Consider the following 22,760-nt stretch of genomic DNA (forward strand, 5'->3'; position numbering starts at 1 on the left):
CGGGCGGCCTGCTCGGCTTCGCCGGCGTGACGATGCTGCTGCACCGCCGGCTGGGGGATCCGCGCATCCGCGCGACCTCGCGCACCGGCGACATCGTGCTGCTGGGGCTGCGGTGGCTGCAGTTCGCCCTCGGCCTGGCCACCATCCCGCTGTCGACCCAGCACCTGGACGGCGGCATGATGATGGTGCGCCAGGGCCTGCTGCCCGGCACCGTGGTGCTGCAGTCCCCGGCCCTGACCGATGCCGAGCAGTCGGTGATCGAGGCGATGGTGGAAGCCGAAGTGCCCACGCGCCAGCCCACCGAAGAAGAGGCGTGCCGCTACTACGAGGGCCACGGCGAGCGCTTCGTCGGGGACGCCCAGGCCTGCTGCGCCACATCCTGTTCGCCGTGACCGAAAAGGTCGACGTCCAGGCGCTGGCGGCGCGGGCCGAGCAGGCGCTGCTGGAACTCACGCGCAAGGACGCATCGCCGCACCGCTTCGGCGAGCTGGCGCGCGAGCTGTCCAACTGCCCCAGCGGCGGCCAGGACGGCGAGCTGGGCTGGCTGGGCCCGCGCGAGTTGGCCGAGGAGCTGGCCCACGAGCTGTTCCACGCCCCCGGCGCGCAGCAGCACACCGGGCTGAAGCCGCGGCTGGTGCGCGCAACGTGGGGGCCCTCGTGCCGCCTTACGACGGCTCGCGCGGCCTGCACGGTACGATGGCGGCCGTGGAGTTCGCCGTGCTCGCCCTGGAGGTCGAGCACATCGTGGTGTGCGGCCACAGCCACTGCGGCGCGATCCGTGCCGTCTACGAGGGCGTGCCCCCAGGGGCCGTGGTCCTCAAGGAGTGGCTGAAGCTGGCCACCGATGCCGCCTTGCCGGTGTGCTCCACCCCCGAGGACCTGCGCCGCACCGAGCAGCGCTCGGTCGAGCTGCAACTGGAACGTTTGATGGATTACCCGATGGTGCGAGAGCGCGTCGAGTCCGGGCGGCTGGCGCTGCACGGCTGGCACTATGTGATCGAGACCGGCGAAGTGCATGTGTTCGATGCGGCGCAGGGCGGCTTCGTGCCGGCCGCGCAGGCTTCGCATGCCGGCACCGGCCCTTATCCTCCCCACGTGGAGGCGCCGCAACCGGCTGCGTACCCGGCGGCATGAGCGCGCCGGGCCGCTCCCAAGCGCTCATCCCGAAGCACGTCGTGCGGAGGGTCGTCCAGTGACCGGATTGCGCAAGCTGGCGCAGGCGCTGCGCGGCGCCTTCGCGTTCGTGCTGGTCTCGGCCAACACCCTGTTCTGGTGCCTGGTGCTGTTCGCGCTGGCGCTGGTGAAGCTGGCCCTGCCCTTCGAGCCGGTGCGCCGCCGCCTCGATCCGCTGCTCAATGCGGTGGCCACCGCCTGGATCGCCTGCAACACCGGCTGGATGCGGCTGACGCAGCCCACCCGCTGGCAGGTGCAGGGCGGCGAGGGCCTCAAGCCCGGCGGCTGGTACCTGGTCAACGCCAACCACCAGAGCTGGGTCGACATCTTCGTGCTGCAGCGCGTCCTGGGCCGGCGCATCCCGCTGCTGAAGTTCTTCCTGAAGCAGGAACTGATCTACGTGCCGGTGATCGGGCTGGCCTGGTGGGCGCTGGACTTTCCGTTCATGCGGCGCCACGGCAAGTCGGCGCTGCGGGCCAACCCGGCGCTGCGCCGGCAGGATGCCGAGACCACCCGCCGCGCCTGCGAGAAGTTCGCGCTGGCGCCCACCAGCGTCACCAACTTCGCGGAAGGCACGCGCTTCACCGCCGCCAAGCACCGCGGCCAGCGCTCGCCCTACCAGCACCTGCTCAAGCCCAAGGCCGGCGCGCTGGCCTTCGCGCTGGGCGCCCTGGGCACGCGCTTTCGCAGCCTGGTGGACGTGACCATCGTCTACCCGGCCGGTGCGCCCACGTTCTGGGATTTCCTGTGCGGCCGGGTGCCGCAGGTCCGGGTCCACATCCGCGAGCTGGCCATCCCCGAGGTGTTCTGCAGCGGCGACTACGAGGGCGACCCGGCGCTGCGCTCGTCGTTCCACCAGTGGCTGGACCAGCTGTGGCAGGACAAGGACCGGCAGATCGCGCAGATGCGTGGCGAGGCCGACACGATCTGGCGCAAACCCGGCGCGACCTCCGGGCCGGGGTGAGCCGGCGGCCCCGGCGCGCGCCCTGCGCTCGCCTAAGATGGAGGCCGCAAGCCGCAAGCGGCTGCCGCCACCGGCGGCCACGCCACCTGCGCTGCACATTCCTTCCAAGAAAAACCGGGCGACCCGAGCCCCTGCAGGTCGCCTTCATCCTGCACGCCCATGATTTTTCAATCCGTCGCCGCCAGCTTCCCGGGCCGGCGCGCCAGCAACGACGACGTGGTGGACCTCGTCCGCCATCACTCCACCGGCTTCGAGGGCGACCTCGAGAAGATGCTGCGGGTCGTCAAGACCCTGCTCGACCGCAGCGGCATCGTCCACCGCCATTGGCGCGAACCCGGTGAACGGCCGATCGACCACCTGGCGACCGCGGTGCAGGAGGCGCTGGAGCCCTCGGGCCTGCGGCCCAAGGAGGTCGACCTGCTGGTGTACGTCGGCATCGGCGGGGGCTTTCGCGAACCCGGCAACTCGTACATGGTGGCCCAGGCGCTCGGGCTGCACCGGGCCCAGTGCTTCGACATCATCGATGCCTGCATGAGCTGGACCCGCGCCCTGTCCGTCGTGGACAGCCTGTTCAAGGCCGGCGGCTACCGCAATGCGCTGGTGGTGAACGCGGAGTTCAACATGACCGAGGGCACGGCCGGCTGCCCCGAGAACTACCGGGTGCGCAACCTCGACGAGCTGGGCTACCTGATGCCCTCGTACACCATCGGCGAGGCCGCCACCGCCACCCTGCTGCTGCCGGACCAGCCGGACAACTTCCAGATCACCTTTCGCACCCGGCCCGACCTGGCGGACCTGTGCATGATCCCGACGGCCGGCTACGAAGGCTATTGCCAGCTCACCGAGGCCGTCGCGGCGCTCGGCGAAGGGCGCTTCAACGCCCGTGGCACGGAATTGCACGACCACATGGCCAAGGAGATGCCGCTGCTGATCCAGAGCGCCGGCGACTACCCGGCCCGGGCCGACGTCGTGTTCACCCATGCCTCGTCGACGCCGGCCTGGGACAACGTGGGCCGGCAGCACGGCTTCGCCGAGAAGATCTTCCATGCCTACCCGCAGACCGGCAACGTCGTCTCGGCTTCGATCCCGGCCGCCATGGCGCTGGCCCGCAAGGCCGGCAAGCTGTCCAGGGGCGACAAGGTGATGTGCCTGATGGGCAGCGCCGGCATGTCGTTCGCCCTCAGCCGCTTCGTGTTCTGAGCGCCGCGAGGCCGCCTGCATGCTGAAGGACCTGTTGCGCCGGTTCGATGCCGCCCTGCGGGAGAGCACGACCGCGTCGGCCCGCAGCATGGTGGTGGCGGCCGGCGTCGGCGCGGCCGTCTTCACCGGCTACGGCATCCTGTGGCTGCACGTCACGCCGGTCGAGCACGAGAGCCTGGGGCTGCGCGCCATCGCGGTGCTGCTGTGCCTGGCCGTGTTCCTGAGCCCGCACTGGCCGCGCCGGCTCCAGCCGCTGCTGCCGTGGGTCTGGTTCGCCGGCGTGATGTACACGCTGCCGTTCTATGCCACCTACCAGCTGCTGGGGAGCAACTACTCGGTGCTGCGCTCGATGCTGGAAGTCACGATGGTGTTCTTCGTCATCGTGGTCTTCCCGCACTACCTGCTCGCGCTCGCCAACATTGCCCTCGGGATCGGCCTGGGGGTGCTGGCCGGCTGGCTCACGATCCCCGGCTTCGGCGCGCTCAACCACGCCATCGTCAAGTCGGTCCACATCCAGGCGCTGGTCTATACCGCCACCGCCGGGCTGCTGTTCATGCGCAGCAACCTGGCGGGCATGCTGGCGCGGCAGCGGATCGACACGCTGAAGGACCTGGCCGGCTCGATCGCCCACGAGCTGCGCAACCCGCTGGGCCAGTTGCGCCAGCGGCTGGAGACCGTCAACCGGAGGCTGCCCCGGCCGGCCGCGGACCGCCCCGGCGCCAGCCTGTCGGCCGATGACCTGAACGCCCTGCACGAGGAGCTGGCCGAAGGCCGCTTCGCGATCGAGCGCGGCCTGCAGATGATCGCCATGACGCTGGACGAGATCCATGCCAAGCCGCTGGACAACTCGAGCCTGCGCTACCTGTCGGCCGAGTGCACCACCCGCAAGGCCCTGGACCGGTTCGGCTACGACAGCGCCGACCATCGCGCCCGCGTCGAGCTGCACGTGGCGCAGGACTTCGTGTTCAAGGTCGACGAGACACGCTATGTGTTCGTGCTGTTCAACCTGCTGAAGAACGCGCTCTACTACTTCGCCAGCCATCCGCAGGCCCGCGTCCGGGTGGTCGTGGACCGCCACTGCGTCACCTTCGAAGACACCGGCCCGGGCATGAAGCCGGAGGTGCTGGCCCGCGCGTTCGAGTCGTTCCACACCTCGGGCAAGGCCGGCGGGACCGGACTGGGGCTGTCGTTCTGCAGGCGCACCATGCAGGCGTTCGGGGGCGACATCGGCTGCGAGTCGGAGCTGGGCCGGTTCACCCGCTTCAGCCTGTACTTCCCGGCCGTTCCCGCCGCGGAGATCGCCGCGCACGAAGCGCAGGTGCTGGAGCGGGCCCGGCTCGCCTTCGCCGGCAAGCGGGTGCTGGTGGTGGACGATGTCCCGGCGCTGCGCGAGACCACGCGCGCGCTGCTGGCGCCGCTGGACGTGCAGATCGAGGAGGCCGGGAACGGGCAGCAGGCCCTGGAGAGGCTGGCGCGCAGCCCGGTCGATGCGATCGTCCTCGACCTGGCCATGCCCGTGCTGGACGGCTACGGCACGGCCGAGAGCATCCGCTCCGGGCGCATTCCCGGCCTGGCACGGGTGCCGATCGTCGCCCTCACCGCCGAACCCGCGGCGGTGGCGCTGGCCAAGCTGGAGCGGGTCGCCGTGGACGCAGTGGTCGGCAAGCCGTGTTCCCAGGTGCAGCTGCTCGAAGCCCTCTGCCGGGCCCACGAGCACGCCCGCGAGGCCGACGAGCGCGACCGGGCCGCCGCCGGCCTGGCCGGCAAGACGATCCTGGTGGCCGACGATGACGCCTTCAGCCGCCGCTACCTGCGCGTCCTGCTGGAGCAGCACGGCATCGAGGTGGCGGAAGCCGAAGATGGCGCCGCCGCCTTGCGCAGGCTGCAAGCCGCGCCGGTGGACGCGGTGGTGACGGACCTGCACATGCCGGCGCTCGACGGCATCGGGCTGGCCCAGGCCGTGCGCGACTCGGATCTCGCCCGCAAGCCGGTGCTGATCGCGCTGAGCGCCCGCGACGACGCCGCGGCGGTCGAAAAGGCCCGCGCGGCAGGCATCAGCGACTTCGTCTCCAAGCCGGCCCAGCCGGGCGACCTGCTCGCCAAGCTGGCCCGGCACCTGGGCGCCGGCAGCCGCGCGGCCGTTTCTGCGGCCGCTGGCCGCCCGCCCGTGCCCGACCTGCGCGAGGAACAGCTGCTCAACGCCAGCCGGCTGGAAAGCCTGCGCCGCGTCGGCATGCTCGAGGACGATGTTCCGCAGGCGATCCAGGCGTCGCGGATCCTGATCGACGAGCTCCAGGAGCCGCTGGCGCAACAGGACTTCGAAGCCACGCGCGAGCTGCTGCATTCGCTGGTCGGGATCTGCGGCAACGCCGGCTTGCACAAGCTGCACCAGGAGACGCGATCGCTGTACGCGCAGCTGGTCGAGAACAGGCAATGGCCCGGGCCGGGCTGGCACGACAAGCTCGTCCACCTGCACGCGCGGACGCAACAGGCGTTCCGTGCCGGCTATCGCCCGGCCGCGGAGCAGCTGTCCGGCTGAGAGAGACCCTGCGGCCGCCCCGGCGGCGCGCATGCAAGTACCGTTGGGCCATTCCGGCACGTTCGCCGGCAGCCGGAAATGAGAATGGCCCTGTCGCACCAGCCAAGCCCGCCGCGCGAGGACGCGCCCTCCCTGCTGTGGGCCCCGGGCCCGGCGCAGGTCCAGGCCTCGCGGCTGGCGGGCTACCAGCGCTGGCTGTCCGAACGCCACGGACTGGCCTTCGATTCGTACCAGGCGCTGTGGCTGTGGTCGGTCGACCAGCTGGAGCCCTTCTGGCGCAGCATCTGGGACTTCTTCGAGGTGCAGGCCAACGGCTCGCCCGAACCGGTGCTGGGCCGGCGCACCCTGCCGGGGGCCCAGTGGTTTCCCAACGCCCGCCTGAACTACGCCGAGCACATCTTCCGCCAGGCAGCGGCCGATCGCCCGGCGCTGATCGCGCGCGACGAGCAAAGCGCGCTGCGCGAGGTGTCGTGGGAAGAGCTGCGCCGCCTCACCGGCGCCTTCGCGGCCACCCTGAAGGCGCGCGGCGTGCGACCCGGCGACCGGGTGGCCTCCTACCTGCCCAGCCGGGTCGAGACGGTCGCCGCGATGCTGGCCTGCGCCAGCATGGGCGCGATCTGGTCGAGCTGCGCGCCGGACATGGGTCCGTCGGTGCTGCTGGACCGCTGGACGCAGATCGAGCCGTCGGTGCTGCTCGCCGCCGACAGCTACAGCTACAACGGCAAGGTGCACGATCGCGCCGCGACGGTGGCGCAGTTGCTCGACCAGCTGCCCAGCGTGCACACCGTGGTCCACGTGCCGGGGCCGCTGGCGCCCGGGCGCGCTACCGGCTGGCACGACGCGCTGGCCTGGGCCGAGGCGGTCGCCGGCCCGGCCGAACTGCGCTTCGAGCGCCTGCCGTTCGAGCACCCGCTGTGGATCGTGTACTCCTCCGGCACCACCGGCCTTCCCAAGGCCATGGTGCATGGCCATGGCGGCATCGTGCTGACGCACCTGAAGACCCAGGCGCTGCAGCACGACGTGCGGCCGGGCGACCGCATCCTGTTCCTCGGCGGCACCGGCTGGATCGTCTGGAACCTGCAGCTCGGCGCCCTGCTCGCCGGCGCCAGCATCGTGCTGTACGACGGCAACCCGGCCTGGCCCGACGGCGAGGCGCTGTGGCGCTTCATGGACGAACAGGGCGTCACGCTGTTCGGCTGCGGCGCGGCGTTCCTGGTGAACTGCATGAAGCAGGGCCTGCGCCCGCGCGACTTCGCCCGGCTGGCGCGGCTGCGCGCCATCAACGCCACCGGCTCGCCGCTGCCGCAGGACGCCTACCGCTGGGTGTACGAGGCGGTCAAGCCGGATGTCTGGCTGGCCTCGATCAGCGGCGGCACCGACATCGCCTCCGGCTTCGTGGCCTGCGCGCCGTCGCTGCCCGTGTTCGCCGGCGAGATCCAGTGCCCCGAGCTGGGGGTGGCGGTGTACGCCTACGACGAGGCCGGCCGGCCGGTGCACGACGAGGTCGGCGAACTGGTCGTCACCCAGCCCATGCCGTCGATGCCGCTGTTCTTCTGGAACGATCCGGATGGCCAGCGCTACCGCGACAGCTACTTCGACACCTGGCCCGGGGTCTGGCGCCACGGTGACTGGATCCGCTTCACGCCGCGCGGCACGGCCGTGATCTACGGCCGCTCGGACAGCACCATCAACCGCGGCGGCATCCGCATGGGCACGGCGGAGATCTACCGCGTGGTCGAGGCGCTGCCGCAGGTGCGCGACAGCCTGGTGGTGGACCTGGAGTACCTGGGCCGCCCCTCGGCCCTGCTGCTGTTCGTGGTGCTGGCACCCGGTGCGTCACTGGACGACGCCCTGCGCAACGAGCTGCTCGCCCGCATCCGCAGCGCCGCCTCGCCGCGGCACGTGCCGGATGCGGTGTACCAGGTGGACGACGTGCCGCGCACGCTCACCGGCAAGAAGATGGAAGTGCCGGTGCGCAAGCTGCTGCTGGGCGCGCCGGCCGACAAGGTGGCCAGCCGCGACGCCATGGCCAACCCCGACAGCCTGGACTTCTTCCTGCGCCTGGCCGCGCAGCGCGCTCCGGGCGGGCGCTGACGCGTTACTTGCCCAGGTTTTCCGCGCCGGGCCGCTCGGCGCGCCCGGTGTCCCGCGGGCGCGAGGAATCGCTGGCCATGGCGCGGTCCGGATTGGCTGCTGTCGGCGTCCAGCCCGCGCGCGACGCGCTGGCGCCGCCCGCCTGCCGCCAGCCGCCAGCCGGGGTGGCGCTCGCCGCCATTTCCTCCGCGTGCACGCCGACGCCGGCCTCGTACACCATCTTGCCGCCCAGCCAGCCGGACACCAGCAGCATCGCGATGGCGACCAGCGACAGGACCAGCGGCGTGCCGGCGGTCGCTGCTTCGGCCATGCGCAACCAGGCATTGACGACATACAGGACCACGATCGCAAGGTTCAGGCCCATGTGGGTGAGCGCGGTGGAGAAGATGGGCTTGTCGCGCAGCGACATGAGATCGACCAGGCCCGGGATGGCCGCCGCCAGCGCACCGATGATGCCGCCGACCATCGCGTACAGCGAAGCGGTCTGCCAGCTCGCCAGCGCTCCCGAACGCAAGGCCAAGAAGTCGCAGACCAGGGAGAAGATCCACAAGCCGATCGGGATGGACACCAGCATCGGGTGGATCGGATGTCCGGCTATCTGGGCAGGTGTGCGCATGGCGGTGCTCCCTTTCGTTCCTCCCCACTCTGGCCGCATCGCAGCCGGGCTGCCGTAGGACATCTCTTGGACTTTCCCGTGGTCCTGTCCTGCAAGCGGGACTGGAAGAGCCTGCTTGGATCGCCCGCGCGGACGTGGCGCGGGCGGGCCCGGCCCAGCGGCGCCGCAGCTTCGCCTTCGGCCACCGGCCGCTAGGGGCCGGCGGACTCGCTGGGCACCGCCGCCTCCCAGAACGCCTCGGCTGCGCGGCCCGCCGCGTCGCGCTGGCGATAGAGGCGGATCTCCAGGTCCACCGCCCAGGGCCCCTCCGCCGCCGCGGCCACCAGCCGGCCCGCGGCAAGGTCCTCCTCGACCAGCGTGCGGGGCAGCCAGGCGATGCCGCGGCCGTCCAGCGCCATCGACCGCAGCACGGAAGCCAGGTGGGCGCTGAAGACGACGTGCGAGGCCATGACCTCCAGCCGGCCGCCCAGCACCGAACGCACGACCCGGCCCATGCCCGATTCGTCGGTGTAGGCGAGCAGCGGCACGCTCGCCTGCGCCGGCCCGTTCTCCAGCCGGTGCAGCGGGCCGCCCTCGGCCCCCGGCCTGGACACCGGAACCAGTTGATCGCCGCCGATGCGGGCGCACCGGTAGGCGTGCGAGTCGAGCGGGCCGCGCGCACCCGGGTGGGCATGGGCCAGCACGAAGTGGACCTTGCCCTCCTGCATCTGCGCTTCGCAGCGCGCCAGCACGTCGGAGGCCAGTTCGACCGGGCCCAGCGCGAGCCGGGCCTCCAGGCTGCGCAGCCAGCGCGGCAGGAAGGTGAACGACAGCGCGTGCGTGCTGGCGATGCGCAGGGTGGCCGAGCGCGCCTGCGCCACCTGCCGGGCCTCGCCCGGCAGCCGGGCGGCCCGGGCCACCAGGTCCTGGGCCACGCCCCGGAACCATTCGCCGGCCTCGGTCAGCCGGGCCGGCTGGGTGCTGCGGTCCACCAGCGGCGCGCCGAGCCATTCCTCCAGCGCCCGCACGCGCCGGCTGAAGGCCGGTTGCGAGCTGTGCCGCTCCTGCGCGGCCCGCGAGAAGTTGCCCGTGGCGGCCAGCGCCAGGAAGTCCTCGAGCCAGGTGAAGTTGAAGTTCATGGGCGGTTCGTGCGGTGCATGGAAGCAGCCAAAACGAGCATTGGCGCCGGCGCGGTCGAACGGCGAACATCGGCGCCGTTCCAACCCAGGCTCTGCCGCCACGCCATGAAGATCGTCGAAATCCGTGAAAAGACCGTCCCCATCAGCTCGTCGATCCGCAATGCGTACATCGACTTTAGCAAGATGAACCTGAGCCTCGTGGCGGTCGTCACCGACGAGATCCGCGACGGCAAGCCGGTGATCGGCTACGGCTTCAACTCCAACGGCCGCTACGGCCAGGGCACCCTGATGCGCGAGCGCTTCATCCCGCGCATCCTGCAGGCCGACCCCGCCTCGCTGGTCGACGACGGCGGCGACAACCTCGATCCGCACCGGATCTGGGCCGCGATGTTCCAGAACGAGAAGCCGGGCGGCCACGGCGAGCGCTCGGTGGCGATCGGCACCATCGACATGGCGGTCTGGGATGCGGTGGCCAAGATCGAAGGCAAGCCGCTGTTCCAGTTGCTGGCCGACCGCTACGGCGACGGCAAGCCCGACCGCAAGGTCTTCGTCTACGCTGCCGGCGGCTACTACTACCCGGGCCAGGACCTGCGCAAGCTGCAGGACGAGATGCGCAGCTACCTCGACCGCGGCTACACGGTGGTCAAGAAGAAGATCGGCGGCGCCTCGCTCGACGAGGACCTGCGGCGCATCGACGCGGTCATGGAGGTGCTGCAGGACGGCCAGAAGCTGTGCGTGGACGCCAACGGCCGCTTCGACCTGGACACCGCCATCGCCTATGCCAAGGCGCTGTCGCGCTACGACCTGTTCTGGTACGAGGAGGCGGGCGATCCGCTCGACTTCGAGCTGCAGGCCACCCTGCGCAACTACTACGCCAACCCGATGGCGACCGGCGAGAACCTGTTCTCCATGCAGGACGCCCGCAACCTGATCCGCTACGGCGGCATGCGCCCGGACCGCGACTGGCTGCAGTTCGACTGCGCCCTGAGCTACGGCCTGGTGGAGTACCTGCGCACGCTGGAGATGCTCGAGCAGCACGGCTGGTCGGCCCGCCGCTGCATCCCGCACGGCGGCCACCAGATGTCGCTGAACATCGCAGCCGGCCTGGGCCTGGGCGGCAACGAGTCCTATCCCGACCTGTTCCAGCCCTATGGCGGCTTTCCCGACGGCGTGAAGGTCGAGGACAGCCACGTCACCCTGCCCGAGCTGCCCGGCATCGGCTTCGAGGGCAAGTCGGACCTGTACCGGGAGATGAAGGCGCTGGCGGGCTGACCGGCGATCCGCGGAACGGGGGCGCGCTGCTGAGATGCGAGCGCTGGATTCCCGCCCGCCTTCGCCTTGGGCACGCGTTGATGCCTGTTTGCACCCGTGGTGCGTTTCCCGCGGCGGGCGGCGTCTGGCGGGGCTGATTTGTGGGGCGCCGCGAAATTTCTCCGGCCTGGGGCAGCGCGCCGCAGGCGCGCGACCGTGCTCTGACTGGCGGCATCTGTTTGAGCAGCGCGACGAAGGAGCGCAGCGAGTTATGCCGCCCGCCCCAGGCCGGAGAAATTTCGCGGGAAGCCCCTGCGAGCGACAGCGAGCAGGGGCCGCCACACCATGAAGCACCGCCAGGCGCCGCCCGCCGCGCCCCCCGATCGCCGTACGGATTCTTTTCGCGCGTTGCGGTGGATCCCCCGCCATCGCGGGGGATGACGCGAGGGTAGCGGGGAATTCGAGGTCTCAGGTCACCAGCAGGTACAGCGTCACCAGGATGCAGATTCCCGCCACGATGGCCCAGATGGCGGGCCAGCTGTCGCCCTCCTTCGTGTCTTGCACCGACACGCTCTTCATCGGGTCGGTGCCGTGGAAGTCCTTGCCGTAGGTCTCGTCGGTGCTGCGGTGCAGGGCGGGGTTGAGCGCTTCGCGGCCGGCGCCGTCGTCACCGGTGGGGGTGGTGTTGCTCATGCGTTTCCTCCTGCAGCGAAGCCGGGGCCGTGGCGCGCAAGCTCCAGCGCACCATGAATTCGAGGCAGGCCTGGGCCGGATCGGCGGCGCCCGAAACGCGCGACATCAGGTTCACCCAGTCCTCGGGCGAAGCATGCCGCTCGAAGCGCGACACCGCAAGGCGGGCGAAGGCCTCCGGCTGCGAACCGGCCGCCTCGATCTCGTGCGCGAGCGCCGACGGCAGCGCGGCCGCCGCCCCCTCGGCATGCGCCAGCAGGTCGCCCAGCATCACCACAGCTGGGCCTCCAGTTCGCCGGGCGTCAGCGACACGCCTTCCAGCTCGGCAGATGCGGCCAGCGACGCGGTGTAGCGCGCCGCCGCCAGCGTCCACGAGCGCGCCTCCAGCATGTCGGCGATGCGCGCCTCCACCAGTTCGAACGGCAGCTCGCGCCCGGGAATGCGCCGCTGCAGCCGCAGCACGTGCCAGCCGAAGCGCGAGCGCACCGGCTCGCGGCCGGTCGTGCCTTCCGGCAGCGCCTCGATCGCCGACTGCACGACCGGCACCAGTTCGCCCGGCTGCAGCTGCCCGAGCGAGCCGCCCTGCATCTTCGACGGACACGACGAGAACGCCTGCGCCGCTTCGGCAAAGGCGGCCGGGTCGTCGCCGACCTCCTGCGCGATCAGGCGCGCCTGCCGGTGCGCCTCGGCCCAGCCGGCCTCGTCGCCGCTGCCGGGCTCGATGAGGATGTGGCTGGCCTCCAGCAGCGGCGGCGTGCGGAAGCGCTCGCGACGCTGCTCGTAGACGCGCAGGCACTCCTCGCGCGTGGGCGTGGCCGGCGCCGCCTGGGTCTCCAGCACGGCGCGGATCAGTGCCTCCTCGTCGACTTCGCGGCGACCGGCTTCGTCGGTCTCGGGTTCGGCGGCCAGGCCGAGGCGGCGCGCCTCCTGCAGCAGCATCTCGCGGATGGCCAGCGCGCGGGCCGCCGCACGCCAGGCGGCGGCCGGGTCGGGCGCCGGGTGCTGCTGCGCCTCCTCGGCGATGGCCTCGGGCGGGATGGGAGTGCCGTTGACGCTGACGCTGACGTAGGCCGGCGGCAGCGCCGGTTCGGCCGTTGCTTCGCCGCGGCGGTGGATGCGGATGGTGGACGTGGTGCCACCGCCCCCGCCGCCACTGCCGCAGCCACAGCCGCCGCTGGAGCAGGCCGACGGCATCTGCGGCTCGGGCCGCGCAACGGGCTTTGCGGGCGTGAGGGCTTCGTTCATGTCGGCTGCCCGCTTTGCGACTGGGCCCGCGACACCACCTCGCTGGCATAGGGCTGGCCCAGGCCGGTGGCGTCGGACGGCGGACGCGGCCGGCCCAGCGGCGCGCGCGAACGGGCGATCTGGTACCCGGGGCGCAGCAGGAACCAGATCGGCACGCTCCAGATGTGCACCAGCCGGGTGAACGGCGTGATCAGGAACAGCACCAGCCCCAGGATGATGTGCAGCTTGAAGATCACGCCGACTTCGTCGAGCTGGCCGGGCGCACCCGGGTTCAGCGTGAGGATGCCGTGCGCCCAGCCCATGAGCTGCACCATCTCGCGGCCGTCCAGGTGCTGCATGCTCCAGTAGATGGTGCCCACCCCCATCACCAGCTGCACCCAGATCAGCGCCAGCACCGCGATGTCGCCCCATGAGGAGCTGCGCCGGATGCGCGCGTCGAACAGGCGCCGGTGCAGCAGCAGCGTGCAGCCGGCCAGCGCCGACACGCCGGCGATGCCGCCCACCAGCATGGCCATCATCTGCTTGTTCTGGTTGGTGAAGCCCACCGCATGGAACACCCAGACCGGCGTCAGCAACCCGACGAAGTGGCCGAAGAACAGCACGATCACGCCCAGGTGGAACAGGTTGGAGCCGATCAGCATCTGCTTGCGGCGCAGGAACTGGCTGGACTGCGAGCGCCAGCCGTACTGGTCCTTGTCGAAGCGCAGGATGCTGCCCACCACCATCACGATCACGGCGACGTAGGGGAACCAGCCGAAGGCCATCTGGTTGAGAAAATCATTCATGTCAGTCCTCCATGGCGGCCATCGCGAGCCGCGGCGTGGGAAAGCAGGCCCGTTAGCGTCCCATCGCGGCCTTGAGCCGCTGCACGAGGCCGCCTGCGGCCTGCGGCGCCGGCGCGCCGCTGAACGTCACCGGCTCTTCCTGCCACACCTCGTCCAGCGACTTCGCCTCGTGCGCCGCCAGGCGCTGGCGCACCTCGTCCAGCGCCTGCGGATCGGGCGCGCCGGCACCCAGCTCCAGCAGGGCGGTGAACACGGCGGCATACGGCGTGCCGCGCTGCTGCAGGCGCTCGGCCAGCGCGCCGAACACGTGGGCCGGCTGGCCGAGCCACTCGCGCGCCTCGCCCGGCGGCAGGAAGGACACGAACTCCAGGAACAGCGGCAGGTAGTCGGGCAGCTCGCTGCCCTGCATCAGGAAGCCGTGGTCCTGGTAGCGCCGGGCCAGGTCCACCAGGGCCTGGCCGCGTTCGCGGCTCTCGCCGTGCACGTGCTCGAACAGGTGCAGCGACAGCGCGCCGGAGCTGTCGAACAGCGAGCTGTAGTGCTCTTGCAGGTCCCAGATGTCATGCGCGGACAGCCGCACCAGCAGCGGCTCCAGCGCGCGCAGTTCGCGCGCGCCGAGCGCGCCTTCGGTCTCGAGCGCGGCGCGGATCTCCGGCACCGCGGCTTGCAGTTCGGCACTGGGATAGCCCAGCAGTGCGCTCAATGCCTTGGCCGTGAGTCTCATGTCGGCACGTCCATGTCCTTGTGGCGCGGCGTCTGCCTGGGACCGCCGCCGAACAGGTTCAGCCCGCTGCGCCCTTCGGTCTGGTCGCGGAAGCCGAAGCCGGTGGAGCCGCGCAGCCAGTAGGCGTCTTCCTCCAGCTCGCGCCGCACCGTCGGGATGACGTAGCGGTCCTCGTAGTTGGCGATCGCCATCACCTGGTACATGTCCTCCAGCGTCGCGGCGGACAGGCCCACGCGCGCGGCGATCGACTCGTCGATGCGGCCATCGACCCGCTTGGCCCGCATGTAGGCGCGCATCGCCAGCATGCGCTCCAGCGCCGCCGCCACCGGCGCCTCGTCGCCGGCGGTCAGCAGGTTGGCCAGGTAGCGCAGCGGGATGCGCAGCGAGCGCACGTCCGGCATGCCGTCCCTGGCCGACAGCTTGCCGGCCTCGGCCGCCGACTGGATCGGCGACAGCGGCGGGATGTACCAGACCATGGGCAGGGTGCGGTACTCCGGATGCAGCGGGAAGGCGACCTTCCACTCCTTCATCATCTTCCAGCAGGGCGAGCGCATCGCGGCCTCGATCCACTGGCGCGGCACGCCGTCGATGGCGGCCTGGCGCTGCACCTCGGGGTCGCGCGGGTCCAGCATCAGGTCCAGCTGCGCCTGGTACAGCGCCTTCGGGTCCTCGACCGACGCCGCCGCCTCGATGCGGTCGGCGTCGTACAGCACCACGCCCAGGTAGCGGATGCGGCCCACGCAGGTCTCCGAACACACCGTCGGCTGGCCGGTCTCGATGCGCGGGAAGCAGAAGATGCACTTCTCGCTCTTGCCCGAGGACCAGTTGTAGTAGATCTTCTTGTACGGGCAGCCCGACACGCACATGCGCCAGCCGCGGCACTTCTCCTGGTCGATCAGCACGATGCCGTCTTCCACCCGCTTGTAGATCGCGCCCGACGGGCAGGAGGCCGCGCACGACGGGTTCAGGCAGTGCTCGCACAGGCGCGGCAGGTACATCAGGAAGGTCTGCTCGAACTGGCCGTAGATCTCCTTCTGGATGCCCTCGAAGTTCTGGTCGTGCGAGCGCTTGGCGAACTCGCCGCCCAGCATGTCCTCCCAGTTGCCGCTCCACTCGATCTTGTTCAGCACCTCGCCGGTCACCAGCGAGCGCGGCTTGGCCACCGGCTGCGCCTGCAGCTCGCCGGCGCTCTGCAGCCAGCCGTAGTCGTAGGTGTAGGGCTCGTAGAAGTCGTCGATCTCCGGCAGGTGCGGGTTGGCAAAGATCTTGGCCAGGATGCGCCACTTGGAACCCAGCCGCGGCTCGATCTTCCCGTTCTTCTTGCGCACCCAGCCGCCGCGCCAGCGCTGCTGGTTCTCCCAGTCCTTGGGATAGCCGATGCCGGGCTTGGACTCGACGTTGTTGTACCAGGCGTATTCCTGGCCCTCGCGGTTGGTCCAGACGTTCTTGCAGGTGATCGAGCAGGTGTGGCAGCCGATGCACTTGTCCAGGTTCAGCACCATCGGGATCTGCGCGCGGACTTTCATCGCACCACCTCCTTGCGGGCGACCACGCCCTTGCCCCAGTCGGCGCTGCCGCCGCCGGCGTGCACGGCGTCATCGGCCGCCTTGTCGAACCAGTTGACCTGGCTCATCTTGCGCACGATGACGAACTCGTCGCGGTTGGCGCCCACAGTGCCGTAGTAGTTGAAGCCGTAGGCCAGTTGCGCGTAGCCGCCCACCATGTGGGTGGGCTTCATGTTGATGCGGGTGACCGAGTTGTGGATGCCGCCGCGCTGGCCGGTGATCTCGGAGCCGACCACGTTCACCAGCTTCTCCTGCGCGTGGTACATGATGGCCGTGCCGGCCATGATGCGCTGCGAGACGATGGCGCGCGCCGTCAGCGCACCGTTCATGTTGAAGACCTCGATCCAGTCGTTGTCCTCGATGCCGGCCTCGCGCGCATCCACCTCGCTGACCCACACCGTCGGGCCGCCGCGGCTGAGCGTGAGCATGATCAGCGACTCGGTGTAGGTCGAGTGGATGCCCCACTTCTGGTGCGGCGTCAGGATGTTGAGCTGGATCTCGCGGTTGCCGTTGGGCAGCTTGCCCAGCACCTGGCGCACGGTGCGGGTGTCGATCGGCGGGCGCCAGGTGACGAAGCCCTCGCCGAACGCCAGCATCCAGGGGTGGTCCTGGTACAGCGACTGCCGCCCGGTGAGCGTGCGCCAGGGGATCAGCTCGTGCACGTTGGTGTAGCCGGCGTTGTAGCAGACCGCCTCGCTCTCGATGCCCGACCAGGTCGGCGAGGAGATGATCTTGCGCGGCTGCGCGGTGATGTCGCGAAAGCGGATCTTCTCCTCGTGCCGTCCCTCGGCCAGGTGGGCGTGCTCGCGCCCGGTGGCCTTGGCCAGCGCCTCCCACGCCTTCACGGCGACTTCGCCGTTGGTCTCGGGCGCCAGGTACAGCACGGCTTCGCAGGCCTCGATGTCGGTCTCCATCCGCGGCCGGCCGGCGGCCGGACCGTCGGGCACCGTGCCGTTGAGCGCCTTCAGCCCGGCCACCTCGTGCCGGGTGTCCCATTGGATGCCCTTGGAGCCGTTGCCCAGCTGGTCCAGCGCCGGCCCGAGCGAGGTGAAGCGCGCGTAGGTGGCCGGGTAGTCGCGCTCGACCAGGAACACGTTCGACATGGTCCGGCCCGGCTGCGGCTCGCACTCGCCGCGGCCCCAGTCGCGCGGTGCGTAGGGCTGGGCGATCTCGCCCTTGCTGTCGTGCTGCAGCGGCTGCAGCACCAGGTCGTGCTCCACGCCCAGCACCTCGGGCGCCACCTGCGAGAACTTCTCGGCGATGCCGCGGAAGATCGCCCAGTCGGTACGTGCCTCCCAGGCCGGGTCCACCGCCGCCGTCAGCGGGTGGATGAAGGGGTGCATGTCGGTGGTGTTGAGGTCGTGCTTCTCGTACCAGGTGGCCGTGGGCAGCACGATGTCGGCGTAGATGCTGGTGGTGCACATGCGGAAGTCGATGTTCACCATCAGGTCCAGCTTGCCGACCGGCGCCTGCTCGTGCCAGACCACTTCCGTCGGCTTCTGGATGCCGGCGCGCACGTCGTCGGTGCCGACGATGCCGTGCAGCGAGCCGATGAAGTGCTTGAGAAAGTACTCGTGGCCCTTGCCGCTGGCGCCCAGCACGTTGCCGCGCCAGAAGAACATGTTGCGCGGCCAGTTGACCGGGTTGTCCGGGTCCAGGCAGGCCAGCTTGACCTCGCCCGACTTCAGCAGGCGCGGCACCTCCTGCTGGATGTCGGCACCCGCGGCCTTGAGCCGGCGCCCGAGCTCGATCGGGTTGGCCTGCAGCTGCGGCGCCGACGGCAGCCAGCCCATGCGCTCGGCGCGCACGTTGTAGTCCAGGATCGCACCCGACCAGTCGCCCGGCGGCGCGGTGGGCGACAGGATGTCGTCGATGCGCAGCGTCTCGTAGCGCCACTGGTCGGTGTGGGCGTAGAAGAAGCTGGTGGCGTTCATCTGGCGCGGCGGCCGCACCCAGTCGCTGGCGAAGGCGATCGGCAGCCAGCCGGTCTGCGGCCGCAGCTTCTCTTGGCCCACGTAGTGGCTCCAGCCGCCGCCGCTCTGGCCGACGCAGCCGCACATCACGAGCAGCGAGATGATCCCGCGGTAGCTCATGTCCATGTGGTACCAGTGGTTCAGCCCGGCGCCCAGGATGACCATGGACTTGCCCTGCGTCTTCGCCGCGTTGTCGGCGAACTCGCGCGCCACCTGGACGATGCGCTCGCGCGGCACGCCCGTCACCTTCTCGGCCCAGCCCGGCGTGAACGGCACGTCCTCGTCGAAGCTGCGCGCCACGTTGGCGCCGCCGAAGCCGCGGTCCAGGCCGTAGCTGGCGCAGAAGAGGTCGAACACGGTGGCGACCTTGGCCTTGCCGCCGCCGGCCAGCTCGATCTCGCGCACCGGCACGTGGCGCAGCAGCACCTCCTCGTGCGCGGTGGCGACGAAGTCGTGCGGCGCCTCGCTGCCGAAATAGGGGAAGGCCACCGGCACGATGCCGTCGTTCTGCTTCTCGAACGTCCGCAGCAGGCGCACCTCGCGGCCCTGCCCGTCCTTTTCCTCCAGGTTCCACTTGCCCTGCTCGCCCCAGCGGAAGCCGACCGAGCCGAGCGGCGCCACCATCGTGTCACTCGCCTCGTCGAAGGCCACGGTCTTCCAGTCGGGATTGTTCGATTCGCCGAGCGAGTCGACCAGGTCGGCGGCGCGCAGCAGCCGGTCGGGCACCAGCCGGCCGCCCTGCTCCACCAGCTTGACCAGCATCGGGAAGTCGGAGTACTTGCGGGTGTAGTCCTCGAAGTACGGCACCTGCCGGTCGAGGTGGAACTCGCGCAGCACCACGTGGCCGAAGGCCAGGGCCAGCGCGGCGTCGGTGCCCTGCTTGGGATGCAGCCACATGTCGGAGAACTTGGCCGCCTCGTTGAAGTCGGGCGCGATCACCACGCTCTTGGTGCCGCGGTAGCGCGACTCGGCATAGAAGTGCGCGTCCGGGGCCCGGGTCATCGGGATGTTGGAGCCCCACACCAGCAGGAAGCCGGCGTTGTACCAGTCGGCGCTCTCGGGCACGTCGGTCTGCTCGCCCCAGGTCTGCGGCGACGACGGCGGCAGGTCGCAGTACCAGTCGTAGAACGACAGCAGGTTGGCGCCGATCAACGACAGGTAACGCGATCCTGCCGCGTACGAGATCATCGACATGGCCGGGATCGGCGAGAAACCGGCGATGCGGTCCGGCCCGTATTCCTTGATGGTGTAGGCGTTGGCGGCGGCGATGATCTCGTTGACCTCGTCCCAGCCGGCCCGCACGAAGCCGCCGCGGCCGCGCTTGCGCACCCAGTCCAGGCGCTTGTCCGGGTCGCCGACGATGGCCTTCCAGGCCGCCACCGGGGTCATCGTTGCGCGGGCCTCGCGCCAGTGGCGCAGCAGGCGGCTGCGCACCAGCGGGTACTTGATGCGGGTGCCCGAGTACAGGTACCAGCTGTAGCTGGCGCCGCGCGGGCAACCGCGCGGCTCGTGGTTGGGCAGGTCGGGCCGGGTGCGCGGGTAGTCGGTCTGCTGGGTCTCCCAGGTCACGATGCCGCCCTTGACGTAGATCTTCCACGAGCACGAGCCCGTGCAGTTCACGCCGTGGGTGCTGCGCACGATCTTGTCGGCGGCCCAGCGCTTGCGGTAGGCGTCCTCCCAGGACCGGCTCTCGTTGGTGGTGATGCCGTGGCCGCCGGAGAAGGTCTCCCGGGCCTGCCGGAAGTAGGTGATTCGGTCGAGGAAATGGCTCACCGCAATCCTTTCGTGGGGACAGCCCGCGCGGGCGGGCTCAGGCCGGCACGCGGGCCGGGTGGAGCACTTCGGTGCGGCGCACCTCGGTGAAGTACATCCAGATCAGCGACACCCAGACCACGCCGTACAGCAGCATGAAGGCCGAGGAGCGGATGCCGGTGACGTCCAGCAGCGCGCCGAACAGGATCGGCAGGACGAAGCCGCCCAGGCCGCCGGCCAGGCCGACGATGCCGCTGATGGCGCCGATGTTGTGCGGGAAGTCGTTGCTGATGTACTTGAAGACGCTGGCCTTGCCGAAGGCCCAGGCGATGCCCAGCACGAACATCAGCGCGGTGAAGGCATAGACGTTCAGGCCGATGTGGAAGGTCTTCGGCCCCTCGACCGTGAGGATGGTGAACTGCGTCTGCGGGTAGGACAGCAGGAACAGGCAGATCCAGCTCACCCACATCACCCACCAGGTCACGCTCTGCGCGCCGTACTTGTCCGACAGCGCACCGCCGATGGCGCGCAGCACGCCGCCCGGGAGCGAGAAGCAGGCCGCCAGCAGGGCAGCGATGCGGATGTCCAGCCCGTACTCGCCGACGTAGTACTGCACCATCCAGAGCGACAGCGCGACGTAGCCGCCGAACACGATGCTGTAGTACTGGCAGTAGCGCAGCACGGCCGGGTCCTTCAGCGCCTTGAGCTGCTGGCCGAAGCTGACGTGCGACGGCACCTGGTGCGCCGGGTCGCTGTAGCTGAAGAACCAGAACAGCAGCAGCGCGCCCAGCATCACCGCCGCGTACACCTGCGGCACCATGGCCCAGCCGAAGGCGACCACCAGCACCGGCGCGACGAACTTGTTGACCGCCGCGCCCGAGTTGCCGGCGCCGTAGACGCCCATGGCCAGCCCCTGGCGGCTCTTCGGAAACCAGCGCGCCACGTAGGGCGTGCCGACCGAGAACGAGCCGCCGGCCAGGCCGACGAACAGGCCGATCACCAGGAAATGCCAGTAGTCGGTGGCACATGACATCAGCCAGATGGCGGGAATCGTCGCCGCCATCAGCAGCGCCATGACGACGCGGCCGCCGTAGCGGTCGGTCCAGATCCCCAGCGGCACGCGCACCAGCGAGCCGGTCAGCACCGGCGTGGCCGTCAGCAGGCCGAACTCCGTCGCGTTCAGGTTCAGTTGCTGGCGCAGCGGGATGCCGATGACGCCGAACATCATCCAGACCATGAAGCAGACGGTGAAGGCCAGCGTGCTCACCGCCAGCACCGACCAGGCCTGGCGCCCGATGGGAGCATCGGCCGCCGGTGCCGCGCTCAATGGGGATTGAGTCGTCGCCATGCTGCCGGGCAGATTAGCAACCGCTGCGCCCGCCGGGGTACCGGTGTAACAGCGGGCCCGGCGCTCGGCCCGGATCCCGGCCGCGACGCGCAGGGGCATCGGCGCGGATGCGGGCCGTCCAATCCATGAGCCGTGGGCTTACATGCGCTGACAGCCCGAACACCCCGTCGCCGCGCGCCGCTAGATTGCGGCCAAGCCGCCCATGCAGACCACCCCGCCTTCGAGCAGCGCGCAGAGCGCCCGCCGCACCCTCCACATCTGGACCCCCGAGGACAAGGCCTTCTGGGAGCAGGAGGGCCAGGCCATCGCGCGCCTCAACCTGTGGATCAGCGTGCCGGCCCTGTTCCTGGCGTTCGCGATCTGGCAGGTGTGGAGCGTGGTGGCCGTCAACCTGCCGGCGCTGGGCTTTCGCTACACGACCGACCAGCTGTTCTGGCTGGCGGCGGCGCCGGCCCTGTCGGGCGCGACGCTGCGCATCTTCTATGCCTTCATGGTGCCGCTGGTGGGCGGTCGGCGCTGGACGGCGATCTCCACCGCCTCGCTGCTGATCCCGGCCATCGGCATCGGCATCGCCGTGCAGGACAACACCACCAGCTACCCGACCATGCTGATGCTGGCGCTGCTGTGCGGCTTCGGCGGCGGCAACTTCTCCTCCAGCATGGCCAACATCAGCTTCTTCTTCCCGAAGGAGCGCAAGGGTTCGGCCCTGGGCGTGAACGCCGGCCTGGGCAACCTGGGGGTGTCGGTGGTGCAGTTCCTCAGCCCGCTGGTGGTCACGGCCGGGGTCCTGGGCGTGTTCGCCGGCGGTCCGCAGACCATCGTCCGCGGCGGCCAGGAAGTCAACGTGTGGGCCCAGAACGCCGCCTTCATCTGGGTGCCCTGGATCGCACTGGCGTCGATCGCCGCCTGGTTCGGCATGAACGACATCGCCGAAGCCCGGGCCTCGGTGTCGGCCCAGGCGGCGATCTTCCGGCGCAAGCACAACTGGCTGATGTGCGTGCTGTACCTGGGGACCTTCGGCTCCTTCATCGGTTATGCGGCCGGCTTCCCGCTGCTGATCCGGGCCCAGTTCCCCGACGTCAACCCGCTGGCCTTCGCCTGGCTCGGGCCGCTGCTGGGCGCGGTGGTGCGGCCGTTCGGCGGCTGGCTGGCGGACCGCTGGGGCGGCGCGGTGGTGACGTTCTGGAACTTCGTCGCCATGGCGCTGGGCGTGGTGGGCGTGCTGTGGTTCCTGCCCTCGGGGCCCAGCGGCGGCAGCTTCGCCGGCTTCTTCCTGGCCTTCCTGGTGCTGTTCGTCACCACCGGCATCGGCAACGGCTCGACCTTCCGCATGATCCCGGTGATCTTCCTGACCCAGGCCCTGCGCGGCGTCGACCCGAAGGACACCGAAGCGGTGGCGCGGGCCACCCGCGAGGGCAACACCGAGGGCGCCGCCACGCTGGGCTTCACCGCCGCCATCGGCGCCTACGGCGGCTTCTTCATCCCCAAGAGCTACGGCACCTCGATCGCCAGCACCGGCGGCCCGGAGGCGGCGCTGTACGTCTTCATCGTCTTCTACCTGCTGTGCATCGCCCTCACCTGGTGGTACTACAGCCGCAAGGGGGCGGAGATGCCCTGCTGAGGCGCCGGCGCGGTAGGTGGCGGACCGGTGGCTCGGCGGGCGCGGCGCTGTCCGCCCGGCCCGCCAGGCGTTTTTCGGGGAAGCGCCCCAAAAGGTGTGCGG

Annotated in this window: 17 protein-coding genes and 2 pseudogenes; 9 read left to right on the forward strand and 10 right to left on the reverse strand. The window is 70.4% G+C overall.

From position 1 onward, the window contains the following. Positions 1–32 precede the first annotated feature (32 nt). From PE066_RS02870 to PE066_RS02895, 7 genes and pseudogenes are all read left to right on the forward strand, one after another. Positions 33–392, forward strand: a complete 360-nt coding sequence (locus PE066_RS02870) for a respiratory nitrate reductase subunit gamma (RefSeq protein ID WP_271236490.1) — start codon at positions 33–35, stop codon at positions 390–392. After that, positions 389–535: pseudogene (locus PE066_RS21410) on the forward strand (peptidylprolyl isomerase); the annotation flags it as partial. The gene PE066_RS02870 and the pseudogene PE066_RS21410, both read left to right, overlap by 4 nt. Before the next feature lie 104 nt (positions 536–639). After that, a pseudogene (locus tag PE066_RS02875) lies at positions 640–1,134 on the forward strand (carbonic anhydrase); the annotation flags it as partial. A gap of 67 nt (positions 1,135–1,201) precedes the next feature. Beyond that, the gene (locus PE066_RS02880) at positions 1,202–2,137 is read left to right on the forward strand and encodes an acyltransferase (RefSeq protein WP_271236491.1); all 936 of its coding nucleotides are present in this window, start codon (positions 1,202–1,204) and stop codon (positions 2,135–2,137) included. Positions 2,138–2,296: 159 nt separating this feature from the next. Further along, on the forward strand, positions 2,297–3,337 hold the full coding sequence (locus PE066_RS02885) for a 3-oxoacyl-ACP synthase III family protein (protein WP_271235059.1): 1,041 nt from the start codon (positions 2,297–2,299) through the stop codon (positions 3,335–3,337). A 19-nt stretch (positions 3,338–3,356) separates the two neighbouring features. After that, positions 3,357–5,876 carry an ATP-binding response regulator gene (locus tag PE066_RS02890; RefSeq protein WP_271235060.1) on the forward strand — a complete coding sequence of 840 codons (2,520 nt, stop codon included), beginning with the start codon at positions 3,357–3,359 and terminating at the stop codon, positions 5,874–5,876. A gap of 84 nt (positions 5,877–5,960) precedes the next feature. Then, on the forward strand, positions 5,961–7,970 hold the full coding sequence (locus tag PE066_RS02895) for an acetoacetate--CoA ligase (protein WP_271235061.1): 2,010 nt from the start codon (positions 5,961–5,963) through the stop codon (positions 7,968–7,970). Positions 7,971–7,974: 4 nt separating this feature from the next. On the opposite strand, the gene PE066_RS02900 is transcribed toward PE066_RS02895, so the two are convergent. Together PE066_RS02900 and PE066_RS02905 are read right to left on the reverse strand one after the other, a co-directional pair. Then, the gene (locus PE066_RS02900) at positions 7,975–8,586 is read right to left on the reverse strand and encodes a DUF2231 domain-containing protein (protein ID WP_271235062.1); all 612 of its coding nucleotides are present in this window, start codon (positions 8,584–8,586) and stop codon (positions 7,975–7,977) included. Between the two features lie 191 nt (positions 8,587–8,777). Next, entirely contained in the window at positions 8,778–9,704 is a 927-nt protein-coding gene (locus tag PE066_RS02905; protein ID WP_271235063.1) for a LysR substrate-binding domain-containing protein, read from the reverse strand. A gap of 105 nt (positions 9,705–9,809) precedes the next feature. Between PE066_RS02905 and PE066_RS02910 the strand changes: the two genes are divergently transcribed. Then, complete coding sequence (locus PE066_RS02910; protein ID WP_271235064.1) at positions 9,810–10,976, forward strand: mandelate racemase/muconate lactonizing enzyme family protein; 1,167 nt, start codon at positions 9,810–9,812, stop codon at positions 10,974–10,976. Between the two features lie 447 nt (positions 10,977–11,423). Here PE066_RS02910 and PE066_RS02915 read toward each other — a convergent pair whose 3' ends face one another. From PE066_RS02915 to PE066_RS02950, 8 genes are read right to left on the reverse strand one after another with little or no spacing between them, the layout of a single operon-like run. Beyond that, entirely contained in the window at positions 11,424–11,648 is a 225-nt protein-coding gene (locus tag PE066_RS02915; RefSeq protein ID WP_271235065.1) for a hypothetical protein, read from the reverse strand. Next, entirely contained in the window at positions 11,623–11,916 is a 294-nt protein-coding gene (locus PE066_RS02920) for a hypothetical protein (RefSeq protein ID WP_271235066.1), read from the reverse strand. The genes PE066_RS02915 and PE066_RS02920 overlap by 26 nt, the downstream gene beginning before the upstream one ends. Continuing rightward, entirely contained in the window at positions 11,916–12,890 is a 975-nt protein-coding gene (locus PE066_RS02925) for a peptidylprolyl isomerase (protein ID WP_271235067.1), read from the reverse strand. Before PE066_RS02925 ends, PE066_RS02920 begins: the two co-directional genes overlap by 1 nt. Beyond that, on the reverse strand, positions 12,887–13,675 hold the full coding sequence (gene narI / locus PE066_RS02930; RefSeq protein ID WP_271235068.1) for a respiratory nitrate reductase subunit gamma: 789 nt from the start codon (positions 13,673–13,675) through the stop codon (positions 12,887–12,889). Before narI ends, PE066_RS02925 begins: the two co-directional genes overlap by 4 nt. 52 nt (positions 13,676–13,727) lie before the next feature. Next, on the reverse strand, positions 13,728–14,399 hold the full coding sequence (gene narJ / locus PE066_RS02935; RefSeq protein ID WP_271235069.1) for a nitrate reductase molybdenum cofactor assembly chaperone: 672 nt from the start codon (positions 14,397–14,399) through the stop codon (positions 13,728–13,730). Beyond that, on the reverse strand, positions 14,396–15,925 hold the full coding sequence (gene narH, locus PE066_RS02940) for a nitrate reductase subunit beta (protein ID WP_271235070.1): 1,530 nt from the start codon (positions 15,923–15,925) through the stop codon (positions 14,396–14,398). The genes narJ and narH overlap by 4 nt, the downstream gene beginning before the upstream one ends. Next, positions 15,922–19,710, reverse strand: coding sequence for a nitrate reductase subunit alpha (locus tag PE066_RS02945; protein WP_271235071.1), 3,789 nt, complete (start codon positions 19,708–19,710; stop codon positions 15,922–15,924). The genes narH and PE066_RS02945 overlap by 4 nt, the downstream gene beginning before the upstream one ends. 37 nt (positions 19,711–19,747) lie before the next feature. Continuing rightward, complete coding sequence (locus PE066_RS02950) at positions 19,748–21,037, reverse strand: MFS transporter (protein WP_440480567.1); 1,290 nt, start codon at positions 21,035–21,037, stop codon at positions 19,748–19,750. Between the two features lie 202 nt (positions 21,038–21,239). Here PE066_RS02950 and PE066_RS02955 point away from each other — a divergent pair, with 202 nt between their 5' ends. Further along, entirely contained in the window at positions 21,240–22,658 is a 1,419-nt protein-coding gene (locus PE066_RS02955; RefSeq protein WP_271235073.1) for a NarK family nitrate/nitrite MFS transporter, read from the forward strand. Positions 22,659–22,760 lie beyond the last annotated feature (102 nt).

The sequence above is a fragment of the Ramlibacter tataouinensis genome (genome assembly GCF_027941915.1).
Classification (GTDB): Bacteria; Pseudomonadota; Gammaproteobacteria; order Burkholderiales; family Burkholderiaceae_C; genus Ramlibacter; species Ramlibacter tataouinensis_C.

What these genes read in the sequence shown, in the direction of transcription:
- narH (WP_271235070.1), bottom strand. Translation starts at nt 15,925, where the DNA reads ATGAAAGTCCGCGCGCAGATCCCGATGGTGCTGAACCTGGACAAGTGC.
- PE066_RS02890 (WP_271235060.1), top strand. Translation starts at nt 3,357, where the DNA reads ATGCTGAAGGACCTGTTGCGCCGGTTCGATGCCGCCCTGCGGGAGAGC.
- narI (WP_271235068.1), bottom strand. Translation starts at nt 13,675, where the DNA reads ATGAATGATTTTCTCAACCAGATGGCCTTCGGCTGGTTCCCCTACGTC.
- PE066_RS02905 (WP_271235063.1), bottom strand. Translation starts at nt 9,704, where the DNA reads ATGAACTTCAACTTCACCTGGCTCGAGGACTTCCTGGCGCTGGCCGCC.
- PE066_RS02950 (WP_440480567.1), bottom strand. Translation starts at nt 21,037, where the DNA reads ATGGCGACGACTCAATCCCCATTGAGCGCGGCACCGGCGGCCGATGCT.
- PE066_RS02925 (WP_271235067.1), bottom strand. Translation starts at nt 12,890, where the DNA reads ATGAACGAAGCCCTCACGCCCGCAAAGCCCGTTGCGCGGCCCGAGCCG.
- PE066_RS02895 (WP_271235061.1), top strand. Translation starts at nt 5,961, where the DNA reads ATGGCCCTGTCGCACCAGCCAAGCCCGCCGCGCGAGGACGCGCCCTCC.
- narJ (WP_271235069.1), bottom strand. Translation starts at nt 14,399, where the DNA reads ATGAGACTCACGGCCAAGGCATTGAGCGCACTGCTGGGCTATCCCAGT.
- PE066_RS02885 (WP_271235059.1), top strand. Translation starts at nt 2,297, where the DNA reads ATGATTTTTCAATCCGTCGCCGCCAGCTTCCCGGGCCGGCGCGCCAGC.
- PE066_RS02915 (WP_271235065.1), bottom strand. Translation starts at nt 11,648, where the DNA reads ATGAGCAACACCACCCCCACCGGTGACGACGGCGCCGGCCGCGAAGCG.
- PE066_RS02910 (WP_271235064.1), top strand. Translation starts at nt 9,810, where the DNA reads ATGAAGATCGTCGAAATCCGTGAAAAGACCGTCCCCATCAGCTCGTCG.
- PE066_RS02955 (WP_271235073.1), top strand. Translation starts at nt 21,240, where the DNA reads ATGCAGACCACCCCGCCTTCGAGCAGCGCGCAGAGCGCCCGCCGCACC.
- PE066_RS02870 (WP_271236490.1), top strand. Translation starts at nt 33, where the DNA reads ATGCTGCTGCACCGCCGGCTGGGGGATCCGCGCATCCGCGCGACCTCG.
- PE066_RS02900 (WP_271235062.1), bottom strand. Translation starts at nt 8,586, where the DNA reads ATGCGCACACCTGCCCAGATAGCCGGACATCCGATCCACCCGATGCTG.
- PE066_RS02920 (WP_271235066.1), bottom strand. Translation starts at nt 11,916, where the DNA reads ATGCTGGGCGACCTGCTGGCGCATGCCGAGGGGGCGGCGGCCGCGCTG.